The sequence below is a fragment of the Leptolyngbya sp. NK1-12 genome, assembly GCF_032598965.1.
Classification (GTDB): Bacteria; Cyanobacteriota; Cyanobacteriia; order Elainellales; family Elainellaceae; genus Elainella.
Genome location: NZ_CP053587.1, coordinates 1,005,279 through 1,028,803 on the forward strand (window position 1 = coordinate 1,005,279; position 23,525 = coordinate 1,028,803).

The following is a 23,525-nucleotide window of genomic DNA, read 5'->3' on the forward strand; positions in this document are numbered from 1 at the left end:
TTTTATGGTCTACCAATTTTCCAACGCTGCAGTCACGATCGGCCTCTTGCTGCTCGCTGCGAATAGTCTGGCCCATCCTCCGGTGCTGGCCCACAAGGTTGAAGTAACGGCTGATGTGGCGGGAACCTGGCATGTTGAACCCAATCATGCGCCCAAGGCTGGAGAACCGGCGCAAGTCTGGATTGCGCTCACCCGCAAAGGTGGAGAACTGCTGCCGCTGGAGCAGGGAAACTGCCAGTTGCAGGTTTATGCTCTGCCCCGTGCTGCTGCTGATCCCCCCCTGCTGACGCCAACCCTGCAAGCCGTTAGCGCTGAGCAGTATCAAGGAATCCCTGGTGCGGAAGTGGTTTTTCCCAAGATCGGCCTCTACGAGTTGGAGTTGGGCTGCACGCCGAAAACCGCAGGCGACTTTACCCCGTTTCAGATGAGCTATGAGGTAACTGTAGCAACTGCCGCCTCTCCGCCTGCTGCCTCGCCTTTAGCAGAGGAGCCAACCGCTCAACCGAGCCAAACCGAAAAAGCATCTCAAACCCAACCCGATCCCGCCTGGGGAACGATCGCGCCGCTAATTGGATTAGTGGGCTTAGGAGTAGCAGGGTTGGTAATCGTCAAACGGTTTGTCAAACCGCCGGTGTAAATCCGAGGTGTAAATTAGGTGTAAATCAAGTGTAAATTTGCAGAAACGGATCTAAGTAGACATAATTAAACATAAAACCCACAGGGGATGTTGTCGCCCTTCGGGCGGCGACAACACCCTGATCTTGGTTTTAATTAAGTTGAATGACTTGATTCTAGAGTAAATTAGCCGGTGGATTTTCAGGAACTACCCAGTAGTAAACGGTTCTACCATTCACTTCCACAACTTGATCTGGTTCCCATTCGCCCATATCAAAGGCATGAGAGACAATGCGAGTCCCTGGTCTGAGTTCGCGCAAGAGTTTGGGGCGTAGCTTCACGTTGAGTTCTGGCAGTAGATAAAGAGTAACTACGGTAGCATCGCTAAAGTCGGTCTCGAACAGATCCTGTTGCAAAAACTCTACCCGATCGGTTACACCAGCCTGCTGAGCATTCTGATTGGCTTCTTGAATTCGTTGCGGATCAATCTCGACACCAATTCCCCTGGCTCCTCGTTCTTGAGCGGCTGCAATCACGATCCGTCCGTCTCCGCTGCCCAAGTCATACACCACGTCATCCGACTGAACATTCGCTAGGTTCAGCATTTCATCAACAACTGGCATTGGTGTCGGCACATAGACCACATCCGGTCTGCGGCCGGGAGATTGAATGGTAGCGTCGGGTGAGGTCTGCTCGGTTGTACCGGCTTGGGGGCTGACGGCCTGAGGCTGTTCCAAGCTGCGCTGCTGAGTGCAGGCAATGCCTGTGAAGCTAAGAGCGCCAATTCCTGCAAGAAGCATTCGCTGAATCGAACGAGATGATGCTTGCTTAGTCGATGAAAATGTGAATGACATTGGTGTTCCTCCTTTTACTTTTTGAATGAATCTGAATGCGATTTCTGCGCAATCCGATATATTGAAGTGGATACTGATTGTAATGTTTTTACATAATCAAAAACTAATCAGTAGTGACTTACGAGTTGAATAACGATTCAGTCAATTCGGATTTTGTGATTGCCGAATTAAAGGAATACCGAGTAGAACTACAACGACACCTACAATAGATCCAATGCCGGTATAAACAAGGCTAGAGTAGAGTAAGTATCCGCAGATGATGCAGAATAACAGGGGAATAAGTGGGTAAAGTGGTACTCGGAAAGGCCGTGGACGGAATGGCTCGCGAAATCGCAGCACAATTAGGGCGAGGGTGCTGAATAAAAAGAAAAACCAGAAGATCGGGGCTGTGTAATCCACCATTGTTTCAAACCCCTGACGGGTGTAAGTTCCTAACCCGACTAAGGTGAGGGCAATCCCTGCTTGTACTAAATAAGCCGCTGTTGGCGAACTAGGTTTGGGTTGCCAGGTTCCCAAGAAACGAAACAGGGAGACATCTTGTCCTAAGGCAAAGCTGCTTCGAGCGCCAGTTATAATCGTGGCGTTGATAGAACCAACTGTGGCTATCACGACCAGTAAGCTAATAAACGTGGCTCCTGCTTCTCCCCCAACCTGTCGGAGCAGCTCGGCCGCAACCGCGGGCGAACCGGCCATTCCTCCAACCCCTAATCCGCGCAAATAGGCTAGATTCAGCAGCAGGTATAGGGTAGTAATAATGCCGATTCCCCACAGAAGTGAGCGCACCATATTGCGTTGCGGCGTCTTAATTTCCGCAGAAATATAAGCTGCTTCATTCCAGCCACCGTAGGAGAGGAGCACAAAGACCAGCGCTAACCCCCACGAACCAGTGGTTGAGGCAGCAGGGGGTGACGGTAGCGCAGCAGGCGAGAGGGCTAGACCCAAAACAATCACCAGCAGTAAACCAAGAATATTAGCTGCTGTTAGCCAGTTCTGAGTTTGCTTACTCTGGTGGATGCCGATAATGTTGATCAGCGTCAGTAGGGTAATTGTGATTGCCGCATAGATAGAGGCTGAGGCAGGGCCTAGAGGAAATAACTGAGAGGCGTAGTCTCCCATCACAAAGGCCAACAGTGCAATCGACCCAGTTTGAATCACCGTCATCCGCGCCCAGGCAAACAGTACAGCAAGCGGTTGCCCAAATGCTCGTTTCAAGTAGTAGTAATTGCCGCCTACATGGGGATAGGCTGTTGCCAACTCGGCATAGCACAATGCTCCTAGCAAGGACACTGCGCCGCCAATCAACCAAATCCAGAGGACTCCATTTGTCGTGCCTGTATTTGCTGCAACCAGAGCGGGTGTTTCAAAAATACCTGCCCCGATTACCAACCCGACGATCAAAGAGATTGCATCTATTAACGTAATGGAACGACGAGGTGCCTCTGTTGCCAGCGACCTGTACTTTAGCAGTTTAGGACTGTGTAGTTTGTTCACGATTTCGCAATTACACTCGTCAAGTGAGGATAATTTGACTTGTTAAATCAGTTCTTTAATCAAAAAAAATCTGTTTGTCTGAACGTATTATTTATTTGATTTTATTGATTAATTTTATTTGAGTTGCTGCTCTACTTTGATGATCTAAAACAAATGTGATCAGAGTGTGACCATTTTTATTACTTGCGTTAGTCATAAAGATCGTTTTTAATCTTTTGTTTATCAACTCTTTTGATTAGATTGGTTTACAGTGTTTTTTACTCATGTAAGCTGCAGGGGGTGTGGGCGCGAAGTCCCCACGCAGGGAGGCACTGCCCCTGCACCGCGTTTTTCGTACTTCACTAGCCTGAAAAAGACTGTAAATTGCAAACGCACTTTAGCGGGTAATTCGCAGAATTTTATCTAGTTCTGCTGGGCAACTGCCGCGACCATCACAATTGCTGGTTGTCACATACAGTTCGCCGTCGGGTCCCATGATTGCCTCCCGCAGCCGTCCGTACTGGCCCTGCAAATACACCTCATGTTGCTGTACCTGGCTCGACTGGGGATCGATCACGACCCGCTGCAGCTGTTCGGCCCGCAATGCCGCTACAATCAAACTGCCCTGCCATTCGGGAATCGTGCTGCCGGTATAAATAGCCGCTCCTCCGGGCGGAAGGGCTTGTCGCCAGACAATCGAAGGGGTCACCAATCCCTGTCCAGACTCACAGCGATAGGTGGTTGGCCAACCCAAATTCGCTCCTGCCTGAGCCACGCTGACCTTGTCGTGCCCAGAACGGCCCAAATCCCCACTTGGTCCGTGGTCGCTGACCCATAGGGTTGAGGGATTCACCCAGTCGAAACCTTGAGTGTTGCGGATGCCGAGAATATAGACCGGATTGCCTGGAAAGGGATTATCAGCAGGCACTTGCCCATCTGGGGTGAGGCGCAGAATTTTTCCGGCTAAACTGTTTACATCTTGAGAAAGGTCAGGAATTCTGGCATCTCCTGTGCCGATGTACAGCATGCCATCCGGACCAAAGCGAATCCGCCCGCCGTTATGAAATTGCGCCACCGGAATATCGTCAATAATGATCCGCTCCCGCACTGCGCTTGTGCCATTCTGCGCCATTTGCCAGCGTTCGACGCGGTTCACCGGCGTACCATTTTTGTTGGCAGTGAAGTAGACATAAAAGAAGCGGTTATTGGCAAAATCAGGATGAGTCGCAATTCCCAGCAATCCGCCTTCTCCGCGATCGCTGACGCTAATGGTAGCAACGGGTTGCGGGCGTAAGCTGCCATTTTCGACCAACCGCACTCGCCCCGGACGTTCTGTCACCAGCATGGCGTTGTTAGGCAAAAAAGCAATACCCCAGGGCACCTCCAACCCGCTGACTACCGTTTCGGCTCGCACATTGACCTGCCCCGTCGGACCATAGCCCTGCTCAACCAGTTCGCAGACGGCGGGATTCTGAGCAACGGTCTGGTTGGTTTGGGACTGATTAGCTTGCGATTGCCCCGCTCCGGTTGGTTCGCCGCCATCAGTGGGTGCTGCTTCGGGACTAACCTGGGGAGAGCTAGTTGTTTGATTAACGGACCCCTGATTCGCTCCCGTACAAGCCGCTAAACTCATGGCAGCGATGATTAAACCGGTGTTGAGAGCTTTGATTAGGTGCATGGCAATTTTAGAGCAGTTTTAGAGCAGTGGAACGAGTTTGGATATGACTGGACCATCTAACCGATTTCTGGCCAGGGTCTCTGGCTGATTGTTTCTGGCCGATTTCTGGCCGATTGAAGACCAACTGAATAATAGCCCTGTCTTAATTTTATGGCGTTGCTGAATAGAGGTATGAATCGTGGAGTTGCTGTAACGTTGGTAGCCCCCCAATCCCCTAATTCTGGGGGACTTTGAAAGATCTTCCCTCAGAATTGGCTACGATGTCCACACAAGTCGAGGATCCCCCCTAACCCCCCTTACGAAGGGGGGAACCGGAGGCGACGCCTGTGCGCAGCACCTACCAATCAGGGATTGAAGTCCCCCTTGATAAGGGGAATTATAGCCCTGCGGGCATCTCAGAAAAGGGGGATCACCCCTTGCATTGAGTTGCGATCAAGATCTGTGTACAAGGTAGCCCAGAATTGGGGGACTGGGGAGGGCAATTCATACCTCAATTCAGCAATGCCAATTAGATCAATTTTATTGATCTACATGTTATTTCTATACTAGCGATGACTGAGCCGTGAAAATTCCTACTCCAGGTAGAAGCCCCATAAGAGCCTCGAAAAGACCAGATGTATACATCTGAGGCTAGGGTTAATCGGTATGCTGACGATTTGGTGGCAGCAGTATTCCCAGCAGCCCTACTCCAACCGCAATTGTTAGCAAAAGCAGCAGATTGAATTGAATGCCAGTGCTATCACTAGTATTTTCCCAGCGCAGAATCCAAACCGCTTCATTGCCGATCGCAAAAGACGGTACCTGCAAAATCAAAAACAGGGCTGGTAACGCTAAATGGATCACGATCAGCAGTAGAAACGTGGCTAGACTCAAACGCAACCAGCGCCTCAGGTGAGATGCCTTTCTTCTCATAAGTTCCTCCTGCCACCATAATGTTTGGAGAATGTTGGGAGAAGGTATGCCCTCCGAAAATTTCTAATGATTTAATTTCAAGTTTGCAAGATGAATATGACAGGAAGATGACAGGATGGTGACCAGTAGCGCGAACAGGGATGACATCGCATCGGCTATCTAGCAAAAGCAGGAATTTTAGGGTGAATGGGCGCTTGCTTAAAGCTGATTAAAATTAGAGGTGCTACAGGCAAAACGATAGGCAGTAATTATGGGCGACAACCCTAGGAACAAATTGTATCCGGCCCAAAGTGGCTCAACTGTCTCTATACAAACCATGAAAAATTCGGCATGATGGAGGTCGCCCAACCCCTTTAAGTCTGGACCTACCTCCTGTGAATCAAGCCAAGCAAGCCGTTTTTTTACTTGCCGCCTGTCAGGCACTCGCAATGAGTGGCAGTATTGTTTTGTTTACCACTGCTGCGCTGATCGGTTCTACATTAGCTGCAGACAAATCGCTGGCTACCTTACCGCTAGCACTGTTGCAGTTAGCCACGATGCTGACCACGATTCCCGCCGCCTTTGCTTTGAAGCAGTGGGGCCGCCAGCGTGGGTTCATCACAGGGGTGTTGATAGGAATGAGCGGTGCAGGTTTGGGCGTTTATGCCATTTTTGCAGGCAGCTTTGTTCTCTTCAGTATTGCTGCGCTACTCTATGGCATTTTCAATGGATTCGTTGGCTACTACCGCTTTGCCGCAGCAGATGTGGCAACTGAAGCGTTTCGCTCACGTGCTATTTCTTTTGTAATTGCTGGCGGCATTCTGGCGGCATTCGTTGGCCCCCAGCTCGCCACCTGGACGAAAGATTGGTTGCCTGCTACATTTGCTGGCGGATTAGTCGCGATTGCCCTGCTGCAACTAGTCACGCTACTGCTGCTCAGCTTGGTTCAGTTTCCGCCATTGTCGGAGCAAAAATACCAGGAGAGCGGGCGTAGACTGGGTGCGATCGTGCAACAGCCTGTGTTTATCGTGGCCGTGCTGGGTAGCATGATTGGCTATGGTGTGATGGCGCTCTTGATGACGGCAACCCCGTTGGCTATGGTCGAGGTCAACCACCCTTTTCACACCGCTGCTTCGGTCATTCAATGGCATGTGTTGGGTATGTTTACCCCGTCGCTGTTCACAGGCTATCTGATTGCTCGATTCGGGGTGCTGACGATTATCCTGATCGGTATTTTGTTGAATGGCCTGTGTATTGGCATCAATCTGTCCGGTATGCATGCACTACATTTTTTTAGTGCGCTGCTGCTGTTGGGTGTTGGCTGGAATTTCATGTTTATTGGTTCCACAACGCTACTCACCGAATCCTACACGCCATCGGAACGAGCCAAAACTCAGGCTACCCATGACTTTTTGATGCTCAGCTTTGTGGCGTTCGCCACATTTCTGTCAGGACGGCTACTAAACGACTGGGGTTGGATGGCTGTTAACTATACGGGACTGGCTCTGATTGGAGTTGCGTTAGTTGCTGTGCTGTGGCTACGGCAGCGACGATTTGCTCTCCAGCTGCATCAGATCAAGTAATTTAGTTACTACCCCGAGCGCTTTATAGTCAACCCCCTCACCGCTCGGCTGATTTTTCTGGCCCCATGGGGGCAGTGCGCTCGCGTCGAAGCCCCCCACCGAAACCCTATTCACCATTTACTGCTCTCCTGAGTAAGTAGCCTGATTGAGTAACCCGCGAGTGGATTTGATGTACCCATCTGCTCCCTCTCCTCTCCGATAAATTCGCTCTTTGGATAGATCTGCCTCTCTCTCCAATGACAGATAATCGAGACGGAGATGCCTTGCAGTGTCGAATCTGCGGCGGTTTTGGTCAGGTCAGCGACTTGATTCCAAGCCCTGCTTGCAGAATTATCGCTGGTAAGGCGGGGGCGATCAGCAGAAGGAGGACATGTTGGGAGTTGGGAGGAGAATGATTCAGCACACCCGACTGCTTTCCTACGGTGTGGCGTTGCTCAGCGTCGGTTTAGTCATAGTAATCAGCCTATTGCTGGGACCTGTGATCCGACCTACTCCTACCTCACTGTTTTTCGTGGCGGTGATGATAAGCGCCTGGTATGGCGGCTTGGGACCCGGCTTGGTGGCAACAGTGCTGTCTACATTGGCGATCAACTATTATTTTATTTCACCTTACTATTCTCTCAGTATTGCTACTTCTGGAAATGTGTTGCGTTTAGGAGTGTTTGTGGTAGCGGCCCTGCTGATCAGTGGGTTGAATCAATCCCGCCGCATGGCCCTGCAGCGAGAGCAGACCTTGCGAGAAGTCAGTGAAACCGCCCAACGGGATGCCCAGATTGTCAAAGAACGCCTAGAAACGGTGCTGTCCAGTATCAGCGACGGCTTTTATATGCTTGATTTCGATTGGCGTTACATCTACGTCAACGATCGTTACTGCGAAATGGCTGGCATGTCGCGGCAACAGCTACTCGGTCGAACCATTTGGGAGTTGTTTCCGGAGGCCGTTGGCACAGACTTTTATGTTCAGCTTCAGCGGGTTGTGGCTGAGCAAATGCCTGCTCAGTTTGAATATCTCTACACCCCCTGGCAGCGTTGGTATGAGCACCGGGTTTATCCATCGCCGGATGGAGTGACGGTTTTTATTGCTGAAGTAACTGAACGCAAGCAGGCAGAAGTAGCTCTAGCGGCCCAGGAACAGCGATACCGCTACATTTTTGAGGCGGCAGGGGTTTCGATTTGGGAAGAAGATTTCTCGGCAGTCAAAGCGGCAATTGACCAACTCAAAGCGGCAGGGGTGAAAGATTTTCGGCAATACTTCACCGATCATCCCGAATTTGTGCAATGGGCTGTTGGTATGGTGCGTCTGCGAGATGTGAATCAGGTATCTCTGCAACTATTTGGTGCCCAAACTAAAGCAGAACTATTGAACTCCTTACACCAAATATTCACTCCCGAAACCCAAACTGCGTTTGTCGAAGAACTGCTGGCCATTGCCGCCGCCGAAACTCACTACGCCACAGAAACCGTACTGCAAACTCTACAAGGGGAGCGCTTGCATGTCTGGTTTGCCATCACCTTTCCACCCGCTTCAGACCCTTACGACCATGTGCTGGTTTCTCTGCTGGATATCAGCGAGCGCAAACAGGCAGAAGCTGCGTTACGTCAGGCAGAAGAACGATTGCGATTGGCGATGCAAGGTGCTCAAATGGGCACCTGGGATGTAGATCTCACGACTGGTAAAGCAATCTGGTCAGAACCACATTTCACAATGTTGGGCTACGAACCCACGCCCACGGGTGAAGCAACCGAAGTTATGTGGAGCGAGCGACTTCATCCTGATGATGTAGAGCGGGTGAGCCAGGAATGGCAGCAGTCTCGCCAAGAGCACAGGCTTTATCGAGCAGAATACCGGGTGATTCGGGCAGATGATCAGCAAATCGCCTGGTTGGCAGGCTTGGGAAGCTTTGTTTACAATTCGAGCGGTGAGGCAATTCGCTCTATTGGCGTTTTGTTTGACATTACTGAGCGTAAACAAGCCGAAGAGGCAATTCGTCTGAGTGAACAGCGCTATCGCACCCTAGCCCATGCTGTTGCCCAACTCATGTGGGTCAACGATGCCAAAGGTAACGTTGAGTTCTACAACCAGCGATGGCAAGAATATACAGGAGTAACCGAGCTGGAGTTGGGAGTCGGGTTATGGGCAGAAATCATTCATCCAGACGATTTTGAAGCCACCCGAGAAGTGAGAACAAAAGCCATTCAAACTGGTGAAGCTTACGAAGTCGAATGCCGCCTCAAACGGGCAGACCAAGTCTATCGCTGGCATCTGACCCGGGTAGTGCCCCTGAAAGATGAGCAAGGGCAAATCCTGTATTGGTTTGGCACTGCAACGGATATTGATGATCGCAAGCAAGCTGAAGCCGAGCGAGAACGGCTTTTAGCCCGCGAACAGGCCGCCCGCGAAGCCGCCGAGGCCGCCAACCGCATCAAAGATGAATTTTTAGCCGTTGTATCCCATGAGCTGCGCTCGCCCCTCAACCCGATTCTCGGTTGGGCTAAGCTGCTGCGAAGTCGCCAATTGGATGAACAGAAGACGGAACGGGCGTTGGAAGTAATCGAGCGCAATGCTCAGATGCAAGCTCAACTGATCAACGATTTACTGGATGTATCCCGTATTCTGCGCGGTAAATTGAGCTTGGATACCCAGCCTGTCGATCTGGTTGCCACCATTCAAGCAGCTATGGAGACCGTGCGTCTGGCGGCTGAAGCAAAGCAGATACAGATTTATACCCAACTTGATCCAGAAACGGGATATGTTGCAGGAGACGCCGGACGATTACAGCAAGTGATTTGGAATCTTTTAACTAATGCAGTCAAGTTTACACCTGAGGGAGGACGGGTGGAAGTATGGCTGGAGCGAGATGGAGATAGGGGAGCAGAATCTTCCCCATCTTCCCTCGTTCGGCGAGGCTCACGAGCCGCATCTTCCTCACCTTCCCCCCCTTCCCCCCCTCACGCCCGCATCACCGTCACCGACACCGGTAAAGGTATTCCTGCTGATTTTCTGCCCTATGTGTTTGAACAATTCCGCCAAGAGAGTTCCTCGACAACTCGACGCTTTGGTGGATTGGGGTTAGGGCTGGCGATTGTCCGCTACCTGGTAGAACTGCATGGTGGTACGGTGCAAGCCGACAGCCCGGGTGAAGGGCAGGGAGCCACCTTTACCGTCAAATTACCGTTAATGCTCCATCAACCGACAACGAAGTCAGACACAAAACCCTCTGAATCCTCTCTAAATTTGCAAGGTACTCGCATTCTGGTCGTGGATGATGATGACAATACCCGTGAGTTTCTCGCCTTCCTGCTCGAGTTACATGGGGCAAATGTGATTGCTGCTGCAACGGCAGATGAAGTAATCACTACACTCACGCAGTTCAAACCAGACGTGTTGTTGAGCGATATTGGCATGCCGGATGTAGATGGTTACATGCTGATGCGGCAAATCAGGTGTTTATCGCCAGAGCAAGGAGGAACGATTCCTGCGATCGCCCTGACGGCCTATGCGGGAGAAATTGACTACCGACAGGCCATGGCAGCTGGATTTCAACGCCACATTGCCAAACCGATTGAACCAGAGGTATTAATTCGAGCAATCGCAGAACTGCGGACGCATCACAATGGCTGAACCAACCACTGAAGGCAAAACTAGTGATCGGCTGCTCGCATACATCCACTAGGAACCAGAATTTATGACTGCTTAGTCAAAAACCTGGATCGCTCCAGCGGCGAGTAGAGTAGCGGCATTGGTATTCTCGATTACGGCAACCAGGTTGTTGACAAAGAGTACATGATCATTAACGATGGTATACCGATTTTGAATGATAAATGTATCATTGACAATTCCATCTCCATTGAAGTCTCCCTGCTCGATGATGTAAGACTCAGAAAGCGAGAGGGGCAGCAACCCTACTCTGTCACCCTCGGCTAGATTGAAATCCTTCACAATCGCATAGGCTTGATCCCGGCTGGAACTGGGGTCGTTGATGCCTGCAAAATAATTAGATTCAATCCGGAACACATCGGCCCCTACTCCACCGTAGAGTTCGTCTTTCTCAGGCACAGAAGAATTGAAGGGAAAAGGATGAGTTCCGATAATATCATTGCCCTCACCTCCGGACAGAAAGTCATTGCCTCGGCCACCGGTTATCCAATCGTTGCCCGCATCTCCGAAGATGAAATCATTCCCATCTTCCCCGTTTAAAATGTCTCTGTCAGCCTGTCCGTAAACCTCATCGTTGCCGCTGCCCGCATCAACTGAATCGAATCCATCTCCTCCCAAGATGATATCGTCGCCACCGCCACTGGCGATTCCGTCATCCCCGCTACCGCCAGCGATCTGATCCTTTCCGGCATAGGCAGTAATCCGATCGCTGCCTGCACCACCGTCAATGATGTTGTTGCCGCTGCCTGCATCGATGGTGTCGAATCCATTTCCACCAAAGATCGTATCGTTACCGCCACCGCTAGCGATGCCATCATCTCCATCGCCTCCTATAATGGTGTCGTTACCGCCATAGGTTGTAATCCGGTCGTTGCCTGTGCCGGCATCAATTGTATTATTACCCCCAAAATCGGTGATAATATCATCTCCTGCTCCACCGTTGATAATGTCATTGCCGCTTCCTGTGGCGTTGCTACCCATCGTAATCCAGTCGTTGCCTGCACCAGCATTGATGGTGTTACTGCCACCCGGATCGGTAATAATATCGTCTCCTGCATCTGCAAAAATTACATCGTCGAATAAACTTCCCTTCAGACTATCATTAGCAGGCGTACCAATGATTGTTGCCATACTATTTTCTCCTTAATTATTTCTTACAATCCAAATTTATTCGTTTTTGCGTTACTCTTGCCAAGCAACACTGTGCCTGACAAGAGAGTCAAGATTTTCGTTAATCGCAATAGCAACAGTGGGGAATGCTGTAGGTTAATCGCAAGGTCAATCGCGCCCCCACTCCGAACGTTGATGCGTGCTAGTTCACTATCCGATGCTGTTGTTGAATGCTCCGGAAAAATTTAGGGCGGCGACTTTAGCATGTTTATATGCAATTGTGTGAGAATCTGTTTGAAAAGTCGAACTACAGCCTTTTTCAGGCTAGTGAAGTACGAAAAACGCGGTGCAGGGGCAGTGCCTTCCTGACGGCGAGTTTAGTCTGTGGAGGCGCGGCTTTGAGTAGGCATTGCAGATCGCGGGCATTTCAGAAAGGTAAAACCCCAATTGCTAGCCCGGTTCTAGCCCCACAAACCTACCTCAGATTCGCTATGGTGAGGGAGTGCCAAAGGTTCTAGAGCAAAGCTCAGTAACGTTTTACTGGGTAATTTAGTTCTGACTTGATTGAAAAACAATGAGAAAAACCATTGTTGCGCTTGTTCTTGTAGTTGTGGGTTTTATGACAGCACTCATCTTGTCAACTCAACGGATTGAACCGATCACCGAACTGGTTGTCTTTGGTGACAGCCTTTCTGATACTGGAACTGTGTTTCGCGCAACAGGCGGAGCCTATCCCCCTGATCCGCCGTATTTTCAAGGACGCTATTCTAATGGTCGCGTTTGGGTGGAATATTTGGCTGAGCAGCTTGGTCTCGCGGCTAGTCAAATCCGCAATTTTGCTTGTGGTGGAGCAACGAGTGGCAACTATTCTAATGGTGGCCTCGTGCCCGGATTAGTCAGGCAGGTAAACTCGTTTACTCAGACCCATTCCCAGATCCAGTCCAGCAGTCTGTATGTGCTATGGGCAGGCGCTAATGATTATTTGCAGGGAGCCAACGATACTACCGCTCCGGTCAAGAATGTAATGAATGCGATCGATTCCTTGTCGGCTGCCGGGGCGAAGCGAGTTCTGGTTGCCAACTTGCCTAACTTGGGTCAATTGCCAGCTACGCGCAATAACGCGAATTCTGCAAGTCTCACAGCCCTGACGCAGACTCATAACCAGAAATTGCGGCAATCGCTCAAGGTTCTGAGTCAACAACAGCCTGAGCTTGAAATTGCTGTTCTGGATGCCAATGCGCTTTATCAATCGGCCATCACCGATCCGGCAAAATTTGCCTTCACGAATGTAACGAGTGCCTGTATGAATGGCTCTGGATCTTGTGAAACCCCCGATCAGTTCTTGTTTTGGGATGGAATTCACCCTACTACGGCAGCTCACCAGATTTTAGGGAAGCACGCCTTTGCCGCAATTGAGACGCACCTGTCCTCCAATGCTCGCAGATGATTTGCTCCAATTGCTGGAATGCTGGCCGATAGCCTCGTTACTATCCTGATGCAATTACCGTAACGGCGCTGGTGGCGGCAACCTCTGCGACTGGTGCTGAAGCTTCTGGGGGGCCTTTGTCATCCTCCAACTCAGGCTGCCGTAACCTCAACTAAGGCATCTCCTACAGCGGCAGTATGACCCATATCGGTGAATGTGGCGGCAGTGGCAGCATTGATCGTGCCGGCACAGCTCAGTTTCCGCCAGTAGCCCAGCGGTGCAACCACAACTCCAGGACGGGTCATATCGTTGACAATAGCTGGGACTTGAAACGCACCCCGGTGATTAAATACCTTCACCATTTGTCCGTCGGCGATACCGCGCTTGGCTGCATCGTCTGGATGGATAATCACATGCGGTTCTCCTTGCAGCTTGGCATGTTTGGGTAGATTGGCGAAGCAGGAATTGATGAACTGATGGGGTTTAGCCGAGAGTAGATTGAGGGGATAGCGCTGGGCGAGGTCAGGATTACTAACGGGCGATTCCCGCTGGGGTGTATAGTTGGGCAGCGGATCAATCGCGGCTCCAGGTTCATAGCTCTCATAACCTTGGCGAAAGGCCGGTAGGACAAAGTTGCTGTCCACCTTCATTGAGGAGACAAACTCGCATTTGCCAGAGGGTGTGGGAAAATTGCCTTCGGCATGGGGCACCGGATCGATCTGGAGCTTGGCATAGCCTTGGGCTTTCAGCAGATCCATATCAATTCCCTGCATCACGGGAGCCGACCAATCCAGCACTTCCAGCGCCAACTGCTGATCGCTGAGTTGAAAGCACTCATCGTCAAAACCCATGCGGGCAGCCAGACGCCGGAACAGTTCTGTATTGGGAATCGCTTCTCCCAGCGGCTCGATGGCGGGTTTGTTAAGCGTCACATAGGTATGGCCCCAGGAGAACATCAAGTCGAGATTTTCAACTTGAGTAGTGGCGGGCAGCACAATATCGGCATAGTCTGCCGTGTCGGTCATAAACTGTTCGCTGACAACCACAAACAGATCGTCTCGCGCTAAGCCAGCTACAATCTTCTCTTGCTCGGCGGCTTGGGTAACAGGATTGCAGTTATAGACAAACAGCGCCTTGATGGGCGGGTCTAGCGGCATCTCACCGGTCAACGCTCGTCCCAACTGCCACTGATTCACTACCCGAGTGTTGGGCCGAATAAAGTGGGGGCGATGCACCACATCCCAGCGAATCGGGAACGGCCACATGGGAGCCTGCAACATTCCCCCGCCCAGATGCCGCCATGCCCCCACCAGGGCTGGTAGGCAGCAGATCGCCCGCACCCCCTGGCCGCCACCAGCCTGCTTTTCCAGGGCAACGCCGATCCGAATCACCGAGGGCTGGGTGGTGGCATACTCACGGGCCAATGTCACAATATCTTCAACGGGAATGCCGGTAATTTCAGCCACTGTTTCTGGTGGGTAGTCCTGCACTCGTTCCTTCAGGGCTTCGATGCCAACTGTGTAGTTTTCTACATAATCCCAATCCGCCAGGTTTTCGTTGATGATCACATGCATCAGCCCTAGAGCTAGAGCGCCATCGGTTCCAGGGCGAATCGAGATATGCCAATCTGACTGGTTAGCTGTTCGCGTCCGGACTGGATCAATCGAGACGAGCTTGGCTCCATTTTGACGAGCTTCGCGGATGAATGACCAGAGATGCACATTGGTGCTAAGGGCATTGCAGCCCCAAAGAATGATGTATTTGGAGTGTTTGAAGGTATCGGGGTCGGTGCCGTGGGTAGGGCCGTAGGTCATTAGGTAGGCGGTGCTGGTGCAGGAAATGCAAAACGTCCGCTCGCTGATCGTGGCTCCAAGCCGATTGAAAAAAGCATCTCCTACCGTTAGCCCATTCAGTAAGCCTTCGTGGCCTAAATAGCTACAGGGCATAATGGCCTCAGCCCCGTACTGGTTGATGATTTGCTGAAAGTGGTCGCGAATCTGATCGAGGGCGACATCCCAACTGATTCGTTCAAATTGGCCGCTCCCCTTTGGACCAACTCGCCGCATTGGATACAGAATCCGGTCAGGACTGTAGACGCGATCTAAATAGTCACTCACCTTGCCACATAGCGTGCCACGGGTGAAAGGATGGTCCGGATTGCCTTCTACCTTAACTGCACGGCCATTTTTAACCGTCACCAACATGGCGCAGGTATCAGGACAATCATGCGGGCAAGCACCATGGACAATCTCTTGTTCATCAGCGTTTTGTTGATCAACTGTGCTGACCATATTCCTAATTCTGCCTGCTCAGCTTTAGATTTGCTTAACTAGCTATGAAATCAGTTGCTGAGGCGCAAAACAGTAATTCAGCATACCGTTGAGTTCTAATCCCATCAGTTCTTGACAGAACGTTTCTCACCCCCACCGCTCGGCTGATTTTTCTGGCCCCATGGGGGCAGTGCGCTCGCGTCGAAGCCCCCCACCCCCAACTTTGTTGCAAGCCTTCATAAGTTCTTCATATTTTTTCATTAGACTTCACTCATACCTTGAAACAAGGTTCAACAGGTCTCAACTCAAGTTTGAACTCACCGCTAGCGCAGTTAGGAGGCATCAGCAACGTTTCTGTTGGAAGCACTATCGCCTGCTCAGATAGTCAAACTTAACGGAGGTTTACCTTTCTCTCATCCAACAGACCGGCATTCTGAATTCAAATGAACTCGAACGGGTTCGGAAATGCTGGCGTTAGCAGCTTGATTTTTATCATCGTTCAAGGTGGATTATGACTACACTTCTACAACGACGTGGAGCGCGCGTCCAGTGGGAGCAATTTTGCAATTGGGTCACAAGCACAGAAAATCGGCTGTATGTCGGCTGGTTCGGTGTCTTAATGATTCCGTTACTGCTTGTTTCCGCCTGTGTGTTTACGATTGCATTTATTGCCGCACCTCCTGTCGATATCGACGGTATTCGCGAGCCAATCGCTGGCTCCTTAATTTACGGTAACAATATCATCACAGCCGCCGTTGTCCCTTCTTCTAATGCTATTGGTCTCCATTTTTATCCAATCTGGGAAGCAGCGTCGATAGATGAATGGCTCTACAATGGCGGTCCCTATCAAATGATTGCCGCCCATTACGTTCCTGCTTTATGTTGCTACATGGGACGAGAATGGGAACTCAGCTATCGCTTGGGTATGCGCCCCTGGATCGCCGTTGCCTACTCAGCGCCTTTGGCTGCCACCGTATCTGTGTTTTTGATTTATCCAATTGGTCAGGGCAGCTTCTCGGATGGCTTGCCAATGGGCATCAGCGGTACGTTCAACTTTATGTTTGTTTTTCAGGCTGAGCATAATATCCTGATGCATCCATTCCATATGCTGGGTGTAGCGGGTGTTTTTGGAGGTTCTCTGTTTTGCGCCATGCACGGCAGTTTAGTCACCTCTAGCCTGGTGCGAGAGACGACCGAAAACGAGTCGCAAAATTACGGCTACAAGTTTGGCCAGGAAGGAGAAACCTATAACATTGTGGCTGCCCACGGCTACTTTGGTCGCCTGGTCTTCCAGTATGCCAGTTTTACCAACAGTCGTTCGCTGCACTTCTTCCTAGCGGCGTTCCCCGTGATTTGCATCTGGGCAACAGCGTTGGGAATTAGCACCATGGCGTTTAATCTGAACGGCTTCAACTTTAACCATTCCGTACTGGATTCTCAAGGGCGAGTCGTGAATACCTGGGCTGATGTGCTCAACCGAGCCAATTTAGGGTTTGAAGTGATGCATGAGCGCAATGCCCACAACTTCCCTTTAGATCTAGCTGGCGGAGAAGCTGTTCCCGTCGCCATGAATATGGCTGCACCAGTGCTCCCGAGCTGAACTAAACGGCAGCGCTTCCCCATCACTTGCCTGAGGATGGTGGTGGGGATTTTCTCTACCATTCGCCAACCTGCTTTAACAAAAGAATTTGCTGCAAGGAGAAACCCATGAGTGTTGTAACCGAACTGATTTTGAATGCAGACAGTGAATCGCGCTATCCTGTTCCCAAAGAAATGCGTATCTTCCAGGATTTCTTGCGCTCTGGGGAGCAACGCATCCGGATTGCGGCCACGTTAGCTGAAAACGAACAGCGAATTGTCCAAAATGCTAGCGCTAAATTCTGGGAACGCTGTCCGGTCACGCCGAGCAACAGCGGTAATCCTCGCAAAACTGCATCCTGTCAGCGCGATCAGGGGTGGTATATTCGGCTGGTGGCCTACTCGGTGCTGGCGGGCAGTGAGAAACCCCTAGCCGAGATCGGCACGGTTGGCATCAAAGAAATGTACAACTCGCTGGAAATTCCGCTGAAGAATTTAGTGGAAGCGATGCGGTGCGTGAAAGATGAGGCGATTTCACTCATGAGTGAAGACGATGCAGTTGAAGTTGCGCCGTATTTTGACTATATCATTCGAGCCTTGTCGTAACAGTTAGGTAGCATTTGAGTTTCTCAACGTCTCCCAGAATGGGGGGTTTAGGGGGCCAAACAACTTGAATTCAGAACAGAAGGAGATCCATAACTATGCAAGATGCCATTACAGCGTTGATCAACTCTTCGGATGTGCAGGGCCGCTATTTAGACAATAATGGGTTGGACAAGCTGCGGTCCTATTTCCAGAGCGGTGAAATGCGGGCGCGAGCTGCCATTACCATCAGTGCTAACGCCTCTTCGCTTGTAACCCAAGCGGTCGCTAAATCGCTGATGTATACGGACATCACAGCTCCAGGCGGCAATATGTATACTTGTCGTCGCTATGCTGCCTGCATTCGCGATCTTGACTATTTTCTCCGCTACGCAACCTATGCCATGCTAGCTGGCGATCCGTCCATTTTGGATGAGCGGATTCTGAACGGACTGCGGGAAACCTACAACTCTCTGGGCGTACCGATTGGAGCTACGATCCGGTCTGTGCAGGCGATGAAGGAAGCGACTACCGATTTGGTAGGAGCCGAAGCTGGCAAGGAAATGGGCGTCTATTTTGACTACATTTGCGCTGGATTGAGCTAACCCCTTTGCAGTTTAACGATTTGGATTGATGAGCATTATTACCAACGTGATTGCCACTGCCGACCGGGAGGCGCGTTACTTAAACGTAGAAGAATTGAATGCTGTGCAAAACTTCTACGCAGCAGGGCGCGACCGATTGCGACTGGCTGCTACGTTAGCCGCAAATGAACAGCGGATTGTTGAGCAGGCCACACAGCGCTTTTGGCAGCGCTGCCCGGTAACGCCCAGCAATAGCGGTAACCCTACCTTTCAGGCCTCCTGCATGCGCGATCAGTCCTGGTATGTGCGGCTAGTCACCTATGCGATTGTGCTAGGCGACATTGAGCCAATTGAGACCAGCGGTGTGCGCGGTGCGAAAGAGATGTATGCTTCGCTGGGGGTGCCTTTGACCAATCTAGTGGAGTGTATGCGGTGCCTGAAAGAAGCGGCTCTAGAGCTGTTGGCTTTAGACGATGCTGTTGAAGTTGCACCCTACTTTGATTACCTGATTCAAGGTCTCAAGCCTTAACAGCGCTTTGGGGACGGAGTGATGTCACCGGCCAAGACCTGTAGCCTCCGCGCCCCATTTCTTCCCTCAAGGAGGAAGCTATGACTAAAACGATTATGAACCTGACCTTGCCAGCCATTCTGGAAGAAATTGATCATGTGTTAGAAGAAGAGCCATACCGCGACTATCAACCCCTGTTGAGATCGATGGAGATGCGGCAGGAATTAATTGCCTATACTCTCAGCCGTGTTCATAGTCGGTATCGGGTGATTGAAGATCATGAACGGTTAACGGCTGTTGTTCGTTCTCTTTCCCTGACTTCTGAAGAACGATTGAATATCGAAAAAGTGGTGCGTCAGGGAGTTTACGATCTGCTAAAAGCTGTTCATCTTCAAAATTCTGCATCTAATTCTGCATCAAATTCCCAGATCGTTCCCCAAACTGAGCTGGCTGATTGTCTTACCTCGGTTGGCAAATAATCATCAATACCGATCAGCGGAACAGCAATTGACGCAGCACTGCATCGGGCAAATGGTTTGCAGCGGAGCAATGTCTTTACTTGCCTGCTTACTGTTGAATTAGGTTAAATGACTGAACGGTCAGCAAATAACTCGACCCACCTATACTAAATTGAATTGCAATGAGTGTTTATGCCAGTAGCGGCAGCCCAGTGGCTCGTCCGCAGCAATATCATACCCTTCCCACTGCCCTGATTTCCCAAGCAGAGCAGCAAGACCGCAGCCTCAAATCCACGGAACTGCGAGCCTTGGCCAACTATTTTCGATCGGGGGCAAAGCGCCTCGAAGTGGCTACAACCATCGGAGCACACGCCAGCGAAATTGTCGAAGCTGGTGCCAATCGCATCTTTTATGGTGGCTCACCCATGGCGTACTTGGACCCACCGTTTAACCGCGACCAGCTTCCAGGCTATACCCTGCCTCCGCGTCCCTTCACTCGCTCGAAGGACGGGCAGACCTTGAATCTGAATCTAAAACTGCCCCAGTATGGCAATCCGCTGCGGGGCTTCTCGCAATGGCTCCAGACGCAGCTCAGCCAAGACCGCGATCCATTGCCAGATGGATTCCGTCCGATTAACATCTCGCGGTATGGTGTGGCCCGGATGAAGCGCTCGATGCGGGATCTGGATTGGTTTTTACGCTATGTCACCTATGCGATTGTGGCCGACGATTCGAGTATTTTGACGGTGAATGCCTGCGGATTGCGGGGTGTCATTCCAGAAGATGTGACGGAAGCAACGATTGTGGCCCTACGAGAAATGCGCTGGCGAACGTTGGGTTACTTTCAACAAGATGCTGAAGCGAAGGCAATGATCCAAGAGCAGTTTGATGCATTGATTGCTGCCTACCAGGTCGAGAAACCGCCGGTTCGACTGCGAATCGGAGTTTCCAACCAGCAGCAGGGGCTAAAGCTGCCAGAGAGTTATGCCCTAGCGGCAACGACACGGCCCAAATTTGTGATGAAGCCACAGATGGCCGAAACCGAAAAACAGGCGGTAATTAAAGCTGCCTACCGTCAGGTATTTGAGCGAGATATTACGCGAGAATACGGAGTGGCTTTGACCGGGTTGGAATCGCGCTTCCGCAGCAATGAGTTTTCGACGAAGGAATTCATTCGGCAGTTAGGCAAGTCCAGACTCTATCGCGATCTGTTCTACGAGCCGTTTACGATCAGTCGAGTGATCGAGTTGGCCGTGCGCCATTTTCTCGGTCGAGGTCTATATTCGCTCGAAGAATTTCAGCAGTATTTCGATGTGATCACGCAGGGAGGGCTGTCGGCGTTGATCGATGCCCTGATCGATTCGACGGAGTATACCGATTACTTTGGCGAAGAAACGGTGCCCTATCTGCGTGGTTTGGGGCAAGAGGCTCAGGAGTGCCGCAATTGGGGCGCGCAGATTAATCTGTTTAAGTACAGCGCGATGGCCCGTAAGCTGCCTCAGTTTGTGACGCTGTTTGGAGAGTATCAAAAGCCGTTGCCGAATCAGCATCCCTATGGTGCAGGTAACGATCCGCTGGAAATTCAGTTTGGCGCGATCTTTCCCGATCAGGATCAGGATGGAGGCGAACATCCAGCCTATTACAAGCGCGAGCATCGACGTATTCTGATTCATTGCGATTGGCAAAACGGCAATGGTGCTCATTCAATCTGGCAGAGTGTACCCGGTTCTGAGCATCGGGTGCTGAAGCTTACTAGCTTGTCCCATCGTCCCCATCCCACGGCAGATGTTGACTTGAGTGCTCCTTCTCCAACCGCTATGATTCAGGCTGCCTATCGGCAGGTGTTTGGCCGTGACCTATTGGCCGATCAACGCCTGACTACAGCAGAAAGCTTGTTCAAGGCGCAGCAGATCAGCGTGCGGGAGTTTGTGCGGCAGTTAGCCAAGTCGCGCCTGTTTCGCAGTTTGTTTTGGGACAGTTTATATGTCACCAAAGCGATTGAATACATCCATCGCCGGTTGTTGGGGCGACCCACCTACGGGCGCGAGGAAATGGGACGCTATTACGACATTGCAGCAAAACAAGGATTTTATGCTCTTGTAAATGCCATAATTGATAGCCCTGAGTATAGTCAAACGTTTGGTGAGAATACGGTTCCCTATGAACGCATGATCACGCCGAAAGGACTAGAGATGCGGTTGTCACCCCAGGTGCGAGCCACTCACCGTGCACGGGAAGAAGAACGAGTGTACGAAGGGAAATGGGTAAAGGCCGCTTTAGAGCATCATACAAGTGCTGAGTATCATGCTCACTTGAATGGTAAAAATGGCAAGTTGACTGCATTTGATTTACAGCAAGTAAAAGGAAACAGCAATGCGGAAACAGTTCCATTCACGCCTGCAAAGAACGAAGTTGAACATCCAAACTCACAGGCTGATCAAATCCAACCTGCAGCCGAACCGAATCAGCCGAGCGATCCGGGTTATGTGGAAGCGAGCGTTTCAAACCAAGCAGGTTGACCTGAGGAAACCTTTGCTGCAGTTTTTATGGCAGCGCTTTCCTAAACCGAGACAGTCAGTTCATATTAGCTGGTTCGGTGGCATTCAGATCAGACATTTGGATCGCTACTCGTGATGCCATTGCCCTTGCAGGAGAAAAGCTATGAGTTTGGTCAAACAGGTAATTCAAAATGCGGACGAGGAACTGCGCTATCTGACTCCAGGCGAGATTCGCATGATCCAAAATTTCTGCCAGACGGGTGAACGTAGAATCCAAATTGCTCAAAAATTGGCAGCAGCCGAGCAGGATCTGGTCCAGAAAGGGAGTCAGCGCTTTTGGAAACGGTGTCCGGTCACCCCCAGCAACAGCGGCAATCCCCGCAAAACAGCATCCTGTCAGCGGGATCAGGGCTGGTACATCCGCCTGGTCGCTTACTGTGTCTTGGCGGGCAGTGAACAACCCCTGGCAGATATTGGCACTGTTGGCATGAAGGAGATGTATATTTCGCTGGGGATTCCCTTAGCCAATTGGGTTGAAGCTGTGCAGTGCCTTAAGGAAGAAGCGATTGCCCTGTTGGGACAGCCCGATGCCGCCGTTGTTGCTCCCTATTTTGACCACATCATTCAAACATTAGCCCTTCCGGGTACACCTTATTTTGTTAATGACGGTACACCGGAGTATTAGCAGGAGGATATCCCATGACAATTGCAATTCCACAGCAACCCTCCAAAGATCTGCTGCGCACACTAGATGACTGGCTCAAACGCGATCGGTTTGTGTTTATTGGCTGGTCAGGCTTGTTACTGTTTCCCTGTGCTTACCTGGCTTTAGGTTCCTGGTTTACTGGTACCACGTTTGTGAGTTCTTGGTACACGCATGGCTTGGCCAGTTCCTATCTAGAAGGCTGCAATTTTCTCACCGCAGCCGTGTCTACCCCATCCGATAGTCTTGATCATTCGTTGCTATTTCTCTGGGGGCCAGAAGCTCAGTGGAATTTTACCCGCTGGTGTCAGCTCGGCGGCCTGTGGACGTTTACGGCCTTTCACGGAGCGCTAGCTCTGATCGGATTTTGCTTGCGCCAGATTGAGATTGCTCGCTTGGTGGGGGTGCGTCCCTATAATGCGCTGGCCTTCTCGGCTCCTATTTCCGTCTATGTGGCCACCTTTTTGGTGTATCCCCTGGGGCAATCGAGCTGGTTTTTTGCGCCGAGTTTTGGTGTAGCGGCGATTTTCCGCTTTTTACTATTTGTCCAGGGCTTTCATAACTATACGCTGAATCCGTTTCATATGATGGGCGTGGCGGGTGTGCTGGGCGGTGCGTTGCTTTGTGCGATTCACGGCGCGACGGTCGAGAATACATTATTTGAAGATACTCGCGGATATAATACGTTTCGTGGTTTTAGAATTACTCAGGGCGAAGAAACCTACTCCTTTGTGACGGCCAATCGCTTCTGGTCACAGATTTTCGGCATCGCTTTCTCCAACAAACGCTGGCTGCATTTCTTTATGCTCTTTGTGCCTGTCACCGGCCTGTGGATGAGTTCGATTGGCATGGTGGGGTTGGCGTTTAATCTACGAGCCTATGACTTTGTTTCGCAAGAGTTACGGGCTGCTGTCGATCCCGAATATGAAACCTTCTACACCAAAAACATTCTGCTCAACGAGGGCTTGCGGGCTTGGATGGCCGGGGATGATCAGCCGCACGAACACTTTGTTTTCCCGGATGAAGTGCTGCCGCGTGGTAATGCACTCTGATGGATGC

Annotated in this window: 18 protein-coding genes; 12 read left to right on the forward strand and 6 right to left on the reverse strand. The window is 51.0% G+C overall.

Going from position 1 to position 23,525, the window contains the following annotated elements; genetic code table 11:
- Positions 1-4 precede the first annotated feature (4 nt).
- The gene (locus HJG54_RS32415; protein ID WP_316435946.1) at positions 5-637 is read left to right on the forward strand and encodes a hypothetical protein; all 633 of its coding nucleotides are present in this window, start codon (positions 5-7) and stop codon (positions 635-637) included.
- A gap of 154 nt (positions 638-791) precedes the next feature.
- On the opposite strand, the gene HJG54_RS32420 is transcribed toward HJG54_RS32415, so the two are convergent.
- The 4 genes from HJG54_RS32420 to HJG54_RS32435 form a co-directional block, all read right to left on the reverse strand.
- Positions 792-1,469 (reverse strand): SAM-dependent methyltransferase, encoded by a 678-nt coding sequence (locus HJG54_RS32420; protein ID WP_316435947.1) that lies wholly within the window; start codon positions 1,467-1,469, stop codon positions 792-794.
- A 141-nt stretch (positions 1,470-1,610) separates the two neighbouring features.
- Entirely contained in the window at positions 1,611-2,960 is a 1,350-nt protein-coding gene (locus tag HJG54_RS32425) for an APC family permease (RefSeq protein WP_316435948.1), read from the reverse strand.
- Between the two features lie 376 nt (positions 2,961-3,336).
- Positions 3,337-4,617: a PQQ-dependent sugar dehydrogenase gene (locus HJG54_RS32430; RefSeq protein ID WP_316435950.1), complete on the reverse strand. Its 1,281-nt coding sequence runs from the start codon at positions 4,615-4,617 to the stop codon at positions 3,337-3,339.
- 636 nt (positions 4,618-5,253) lie between these two features.
- On the reverse strand, positions 5,254-5,529 hold the full coding sequence (locus HJG54_RS32435; RefSeq protein ID WP_316435951.1) for a hypothetical protein: 276 nt from the start codon (positions 5,527-5,529) through the stop codon (positions 5,254-5,256).
- Positions 5,530-5,903: 374 nt separating this feature from the next.
- Between HJG54_RS32435 and HJG54_RS32440 the strand changes: the two genes are divergently transcribed.
- A complete protein-coding gene (locus HJG54_RS32440) occupies positions 5,904-7,091 on the forward strand; it encodes an MFS transporter (RefSeq protein ID WP_316435952.1) in 1,188 nt (395 codons plus the stop codon).
- A gap of 391 nt (positions 7,092-7,482) precedes the next feature.
- Entirely contained in the window at positions 7,483-10,713 is a 3,231-nt protein-coding gene (locus HJG54_RS32445) for a PAS domain S-box protein (protein ID WP_316435953.1), read from the forward strand.
- A gap of 72 nt (positions 10,714-10,785) precedes the next feature.
- Here the strand turns inward: HJG54_RS32445 and HJG54_RS32450 are convergent, their stop codons facing one another.
- Positions 10,786-11,880, reverse strand: a complete 1,095-nt coding sequence (locus tag HJG54_RS32450; RefSeq protein WP_316435955.1) for a calcium-binding protein — start codon at positions 11,878-11,880, stop codon at positions 10,786-10,788.
- A gap of 598 nt (positions 11,881-12,478) precedes the next feature.
- Here HJG54_RS32450 and HJG54_RS32455 point away from each other — a divergent pair.
- A complete protein-coding gene (locus HJG54_RS32455) occupies positions 12,479-13,306 on the forward strand; it encodes an SGNH/GDSL hydrolase family protein (protein WP_316435956.1) in 828 nt (275 codons plus the stop codon).
- 131 nt (positions 13,307-13,437) lie between these two features.
- Here the strand turns inward: HJG54_RS32455 and HJG54_RS32460 are convergent, their stop codons facing one another.
- Positions 13,438-15,576: a molybdopterin-containing oxidoreductase family protein gene (locus HJG54_RS32460; protein WP_316435957.1), complete on the reverse strand. Its 2,139-nt coding sequence runs from the start codon at positions 15,574-15,576 to the stop codon at positions 13,438-13,440.
- Positions 15,577-16,066: 490 nt separating this feature from the next.
- Here HJG54_RS32460 and psbA point away from each other — a divergent pair, with 490 nt between their 5' ends.
- The 8 genes from psbA to psbD all read left to right on the forward strand — a co-directional run bounded on the left by psbA (position 16,067) and on the right by psbD (position 23,518).
- The gene (psbA, locus tag HJG54_RS32465; protein ID WP_316435959.1) at positions 16,067-17,155 is read left to right on the forward strand and encodes a photosystem II q(b) protein; all 1,089 of its coding nucleotides are present in this window, start codon (positions 16,067-16,069) and stop codon (positions 17,153-17,155) included.
- 107 nt (positions 17,156-17,262) lie between these two features.
- Entirely contained in the window at positions 17,263-17,739 is a 477-nt protein-coding gene (gene apcD, locus HJG54_RS32470) for an allophycocyanin subunit alpha-B (RefSeq protein WP_316435960.1), read from the forward strand.
- Positions 17,740-17,834: 95 nt separating this feature from the next.
- On the forward strand, positions 17,835-18,320 hold the full coding sequence (locus HJG54_RS32475) for an allophycocyanin (protein ID WP_036011375.1): 486 nt from the start codon (positions 17,835-17,837) through the stop codon (positions 18,318-18,320).
- Between the two features lie 28 nt (positions 18,321-18,348).
- Positions 18,349-18,828 (forward strand): allophycocyanin subunit alpha-B, encoded by a 480-nt coding sequence (gene apcD, locus HJG54_RS32480; protein WP_316435962.1) that lies wholly within the window; start codon positions 18,349-18,351, stop codon positions 18,826-18,828.
- Between the two features lie 80 nt (positions 18,829-18,908).
- A complete protein-coding gene (locus HJG54_RS32485) occupies positions 18,909-19,286 on the forward strand; it encodes a hypothetical protein (protein WP_316435963.1) in 378 nt (125 codons plus the stop codon).
- A gap of 161 nt (positions 19,287-19,447) precedes the next feature.
- Positions 19,448-21,784 (forward strand): phycobilisome rod-core linker polypeptide, encoded by a 2,337-nt coding sequence (locus HJG54_RS32490; protein ID WP_316435964.1) that lies wholly within the window; start codon positions 19,448-19,450, stop codon positions 21,782-21,784.
- A 142-nt stretch (positions 21,785-21,926) separates the two neighbouring features.
- Positions 21,927-22,448, forward strand: coding sequence for an allophycocyanin subunit alpha-B (gene apcD / locus HJG54_RS32495; protein WP_316435965.1), 522 nt, complete (start codon positions 21,927-21,929; stop codon positions 22,446-22,448).
- A 14-nt stretch (positions 22,449-22,462) separates the two neighbouring features.
- Positions 22,463-23,518, forward strand: a complete 1,056-nt coding sequence (gene psbD, locus HJG54_RS32500) for a photosystem II D2 protein (photosystem q(a) protein) (RefSeq protein ID WP_036011384.1) — start codon at positions 22,463-22,465, stop codon at positions 23,516-23,518.
- Positions 23,519-23,525: the final 7 nt, after the last annotated feature.

Excerpts from the sequence above, each read along its gene's own strand:
- psbA (WP_316435959.1), top strand. The coding sequence starts at position 16,067 with ATGACTACACTTCTACAACGACGTGGAGCGCGCGTCCAGTGGGAGCAA.
- HJG54_RS32460 (WP_316435957.1), bottom strand. The coding sequence starts at position 15,576 with ATGGTCAGCACAGTTGATCAACAAAACGCTGATGAACAAGAGATTGTC.
- apcD (WP_316435962.1), top strand. The coding sequence starts at position 18,349 with ATGAGCATTATTACCAACGTGATTGCCACTGCCGACCGGGAGGCGCGT.
- HJG54_RS32450 (WP_316435955.1), bottom strand. The coding sequence starts at position 11,880 with ATGGCAACAATCATTGGTACGCCTGCTAATGATAGTCTGAAGGGAAGT.
- psbD (WP_036011384.1), top strand. The coding sequence starts at position 22,463 with ATGACAATTGCAATTCCACAGCAACCCTCCAAAGATCTGCTGCGCACA.
- HJG54_RS32415 (WP_316435946.1), top strand. The coding sequence starts at position 5 with ATGGTCTACCAATTTTCCAACGCTGCAGTCACGATCGGCCTCTTGCTG.
- HJG54_RS32485 (WP_316435963.1), top strand. The coding sequence starts at position 18,909 with ATGACTAAAACGATTATGAACCTGACCTTGCCAGCCATTCTGGAAGAA.
- HJG54_RS32430 (WP_316435950.1), bottom strand. The coding sequence starts at position 4,617 with ATGCACCTAATCAAAGCTCTCAACACCGGTTTAATCATCGCTGCCATG.
- HJG54_RS32435 (WP_316435951.1), bottom strand. The coding sequence starts at position 5,529 with ATGAGAAGAAAGGCATCTCACCTGAGGCGCTGGTTGCGTTTGAGTCTA.
- HJG54_RS32475 (WP_036011375.1), top strand. The coding sequence starts at position 17,835 with ATGCAAGATGCCATTACAGCGTTGATCAACTCTTCGGATGTGCAGGGC.
- HJG54_RS32420 (WP_316435947.1), bottom strand. The coding sequence starts at position 1,469 with ATGTCATTCACATTTTCATCGACTAAGCAAGCATCATCTCGTTCGATT.
- HJG54_RS32455 (WP_316435956.1), top strand. The coding sequence starts at position 12,479 with ATGACAGCACTCATCTTGTCAACTCAACGGATTGAACCGATCACCGAA.
- HJG54_RS32490 (WP_316435964.1), top strand. The coding sequence starts at position 19,448 with ATGAGTGTTTATGCCAGTAGCGGCAGCCCAGTGGCTCGTCCGCAGCAA.
- HJG54_RS32445 (WP_316435953.1), top strand. The coding sequence starts at position 7,483 with ATGATTCAGCACACCCGACTGCTTTCCTACGGTGTGGCGTTGCTCAGC.
- apcD (WP_316435960.1), top strand. The coding sequence starts at position 17,263 with ATGAGTGTTGTAACCGAACTGATTTTGAATGCAGACAGTGAATCGCGC.
- apcD (WP_316435965.1), top strand. The coding sequence starts at position 21,927 with ATGAGTTTGGTCAAACAGGTAATTCAAAATGCGGACGAGGAACTGCGC.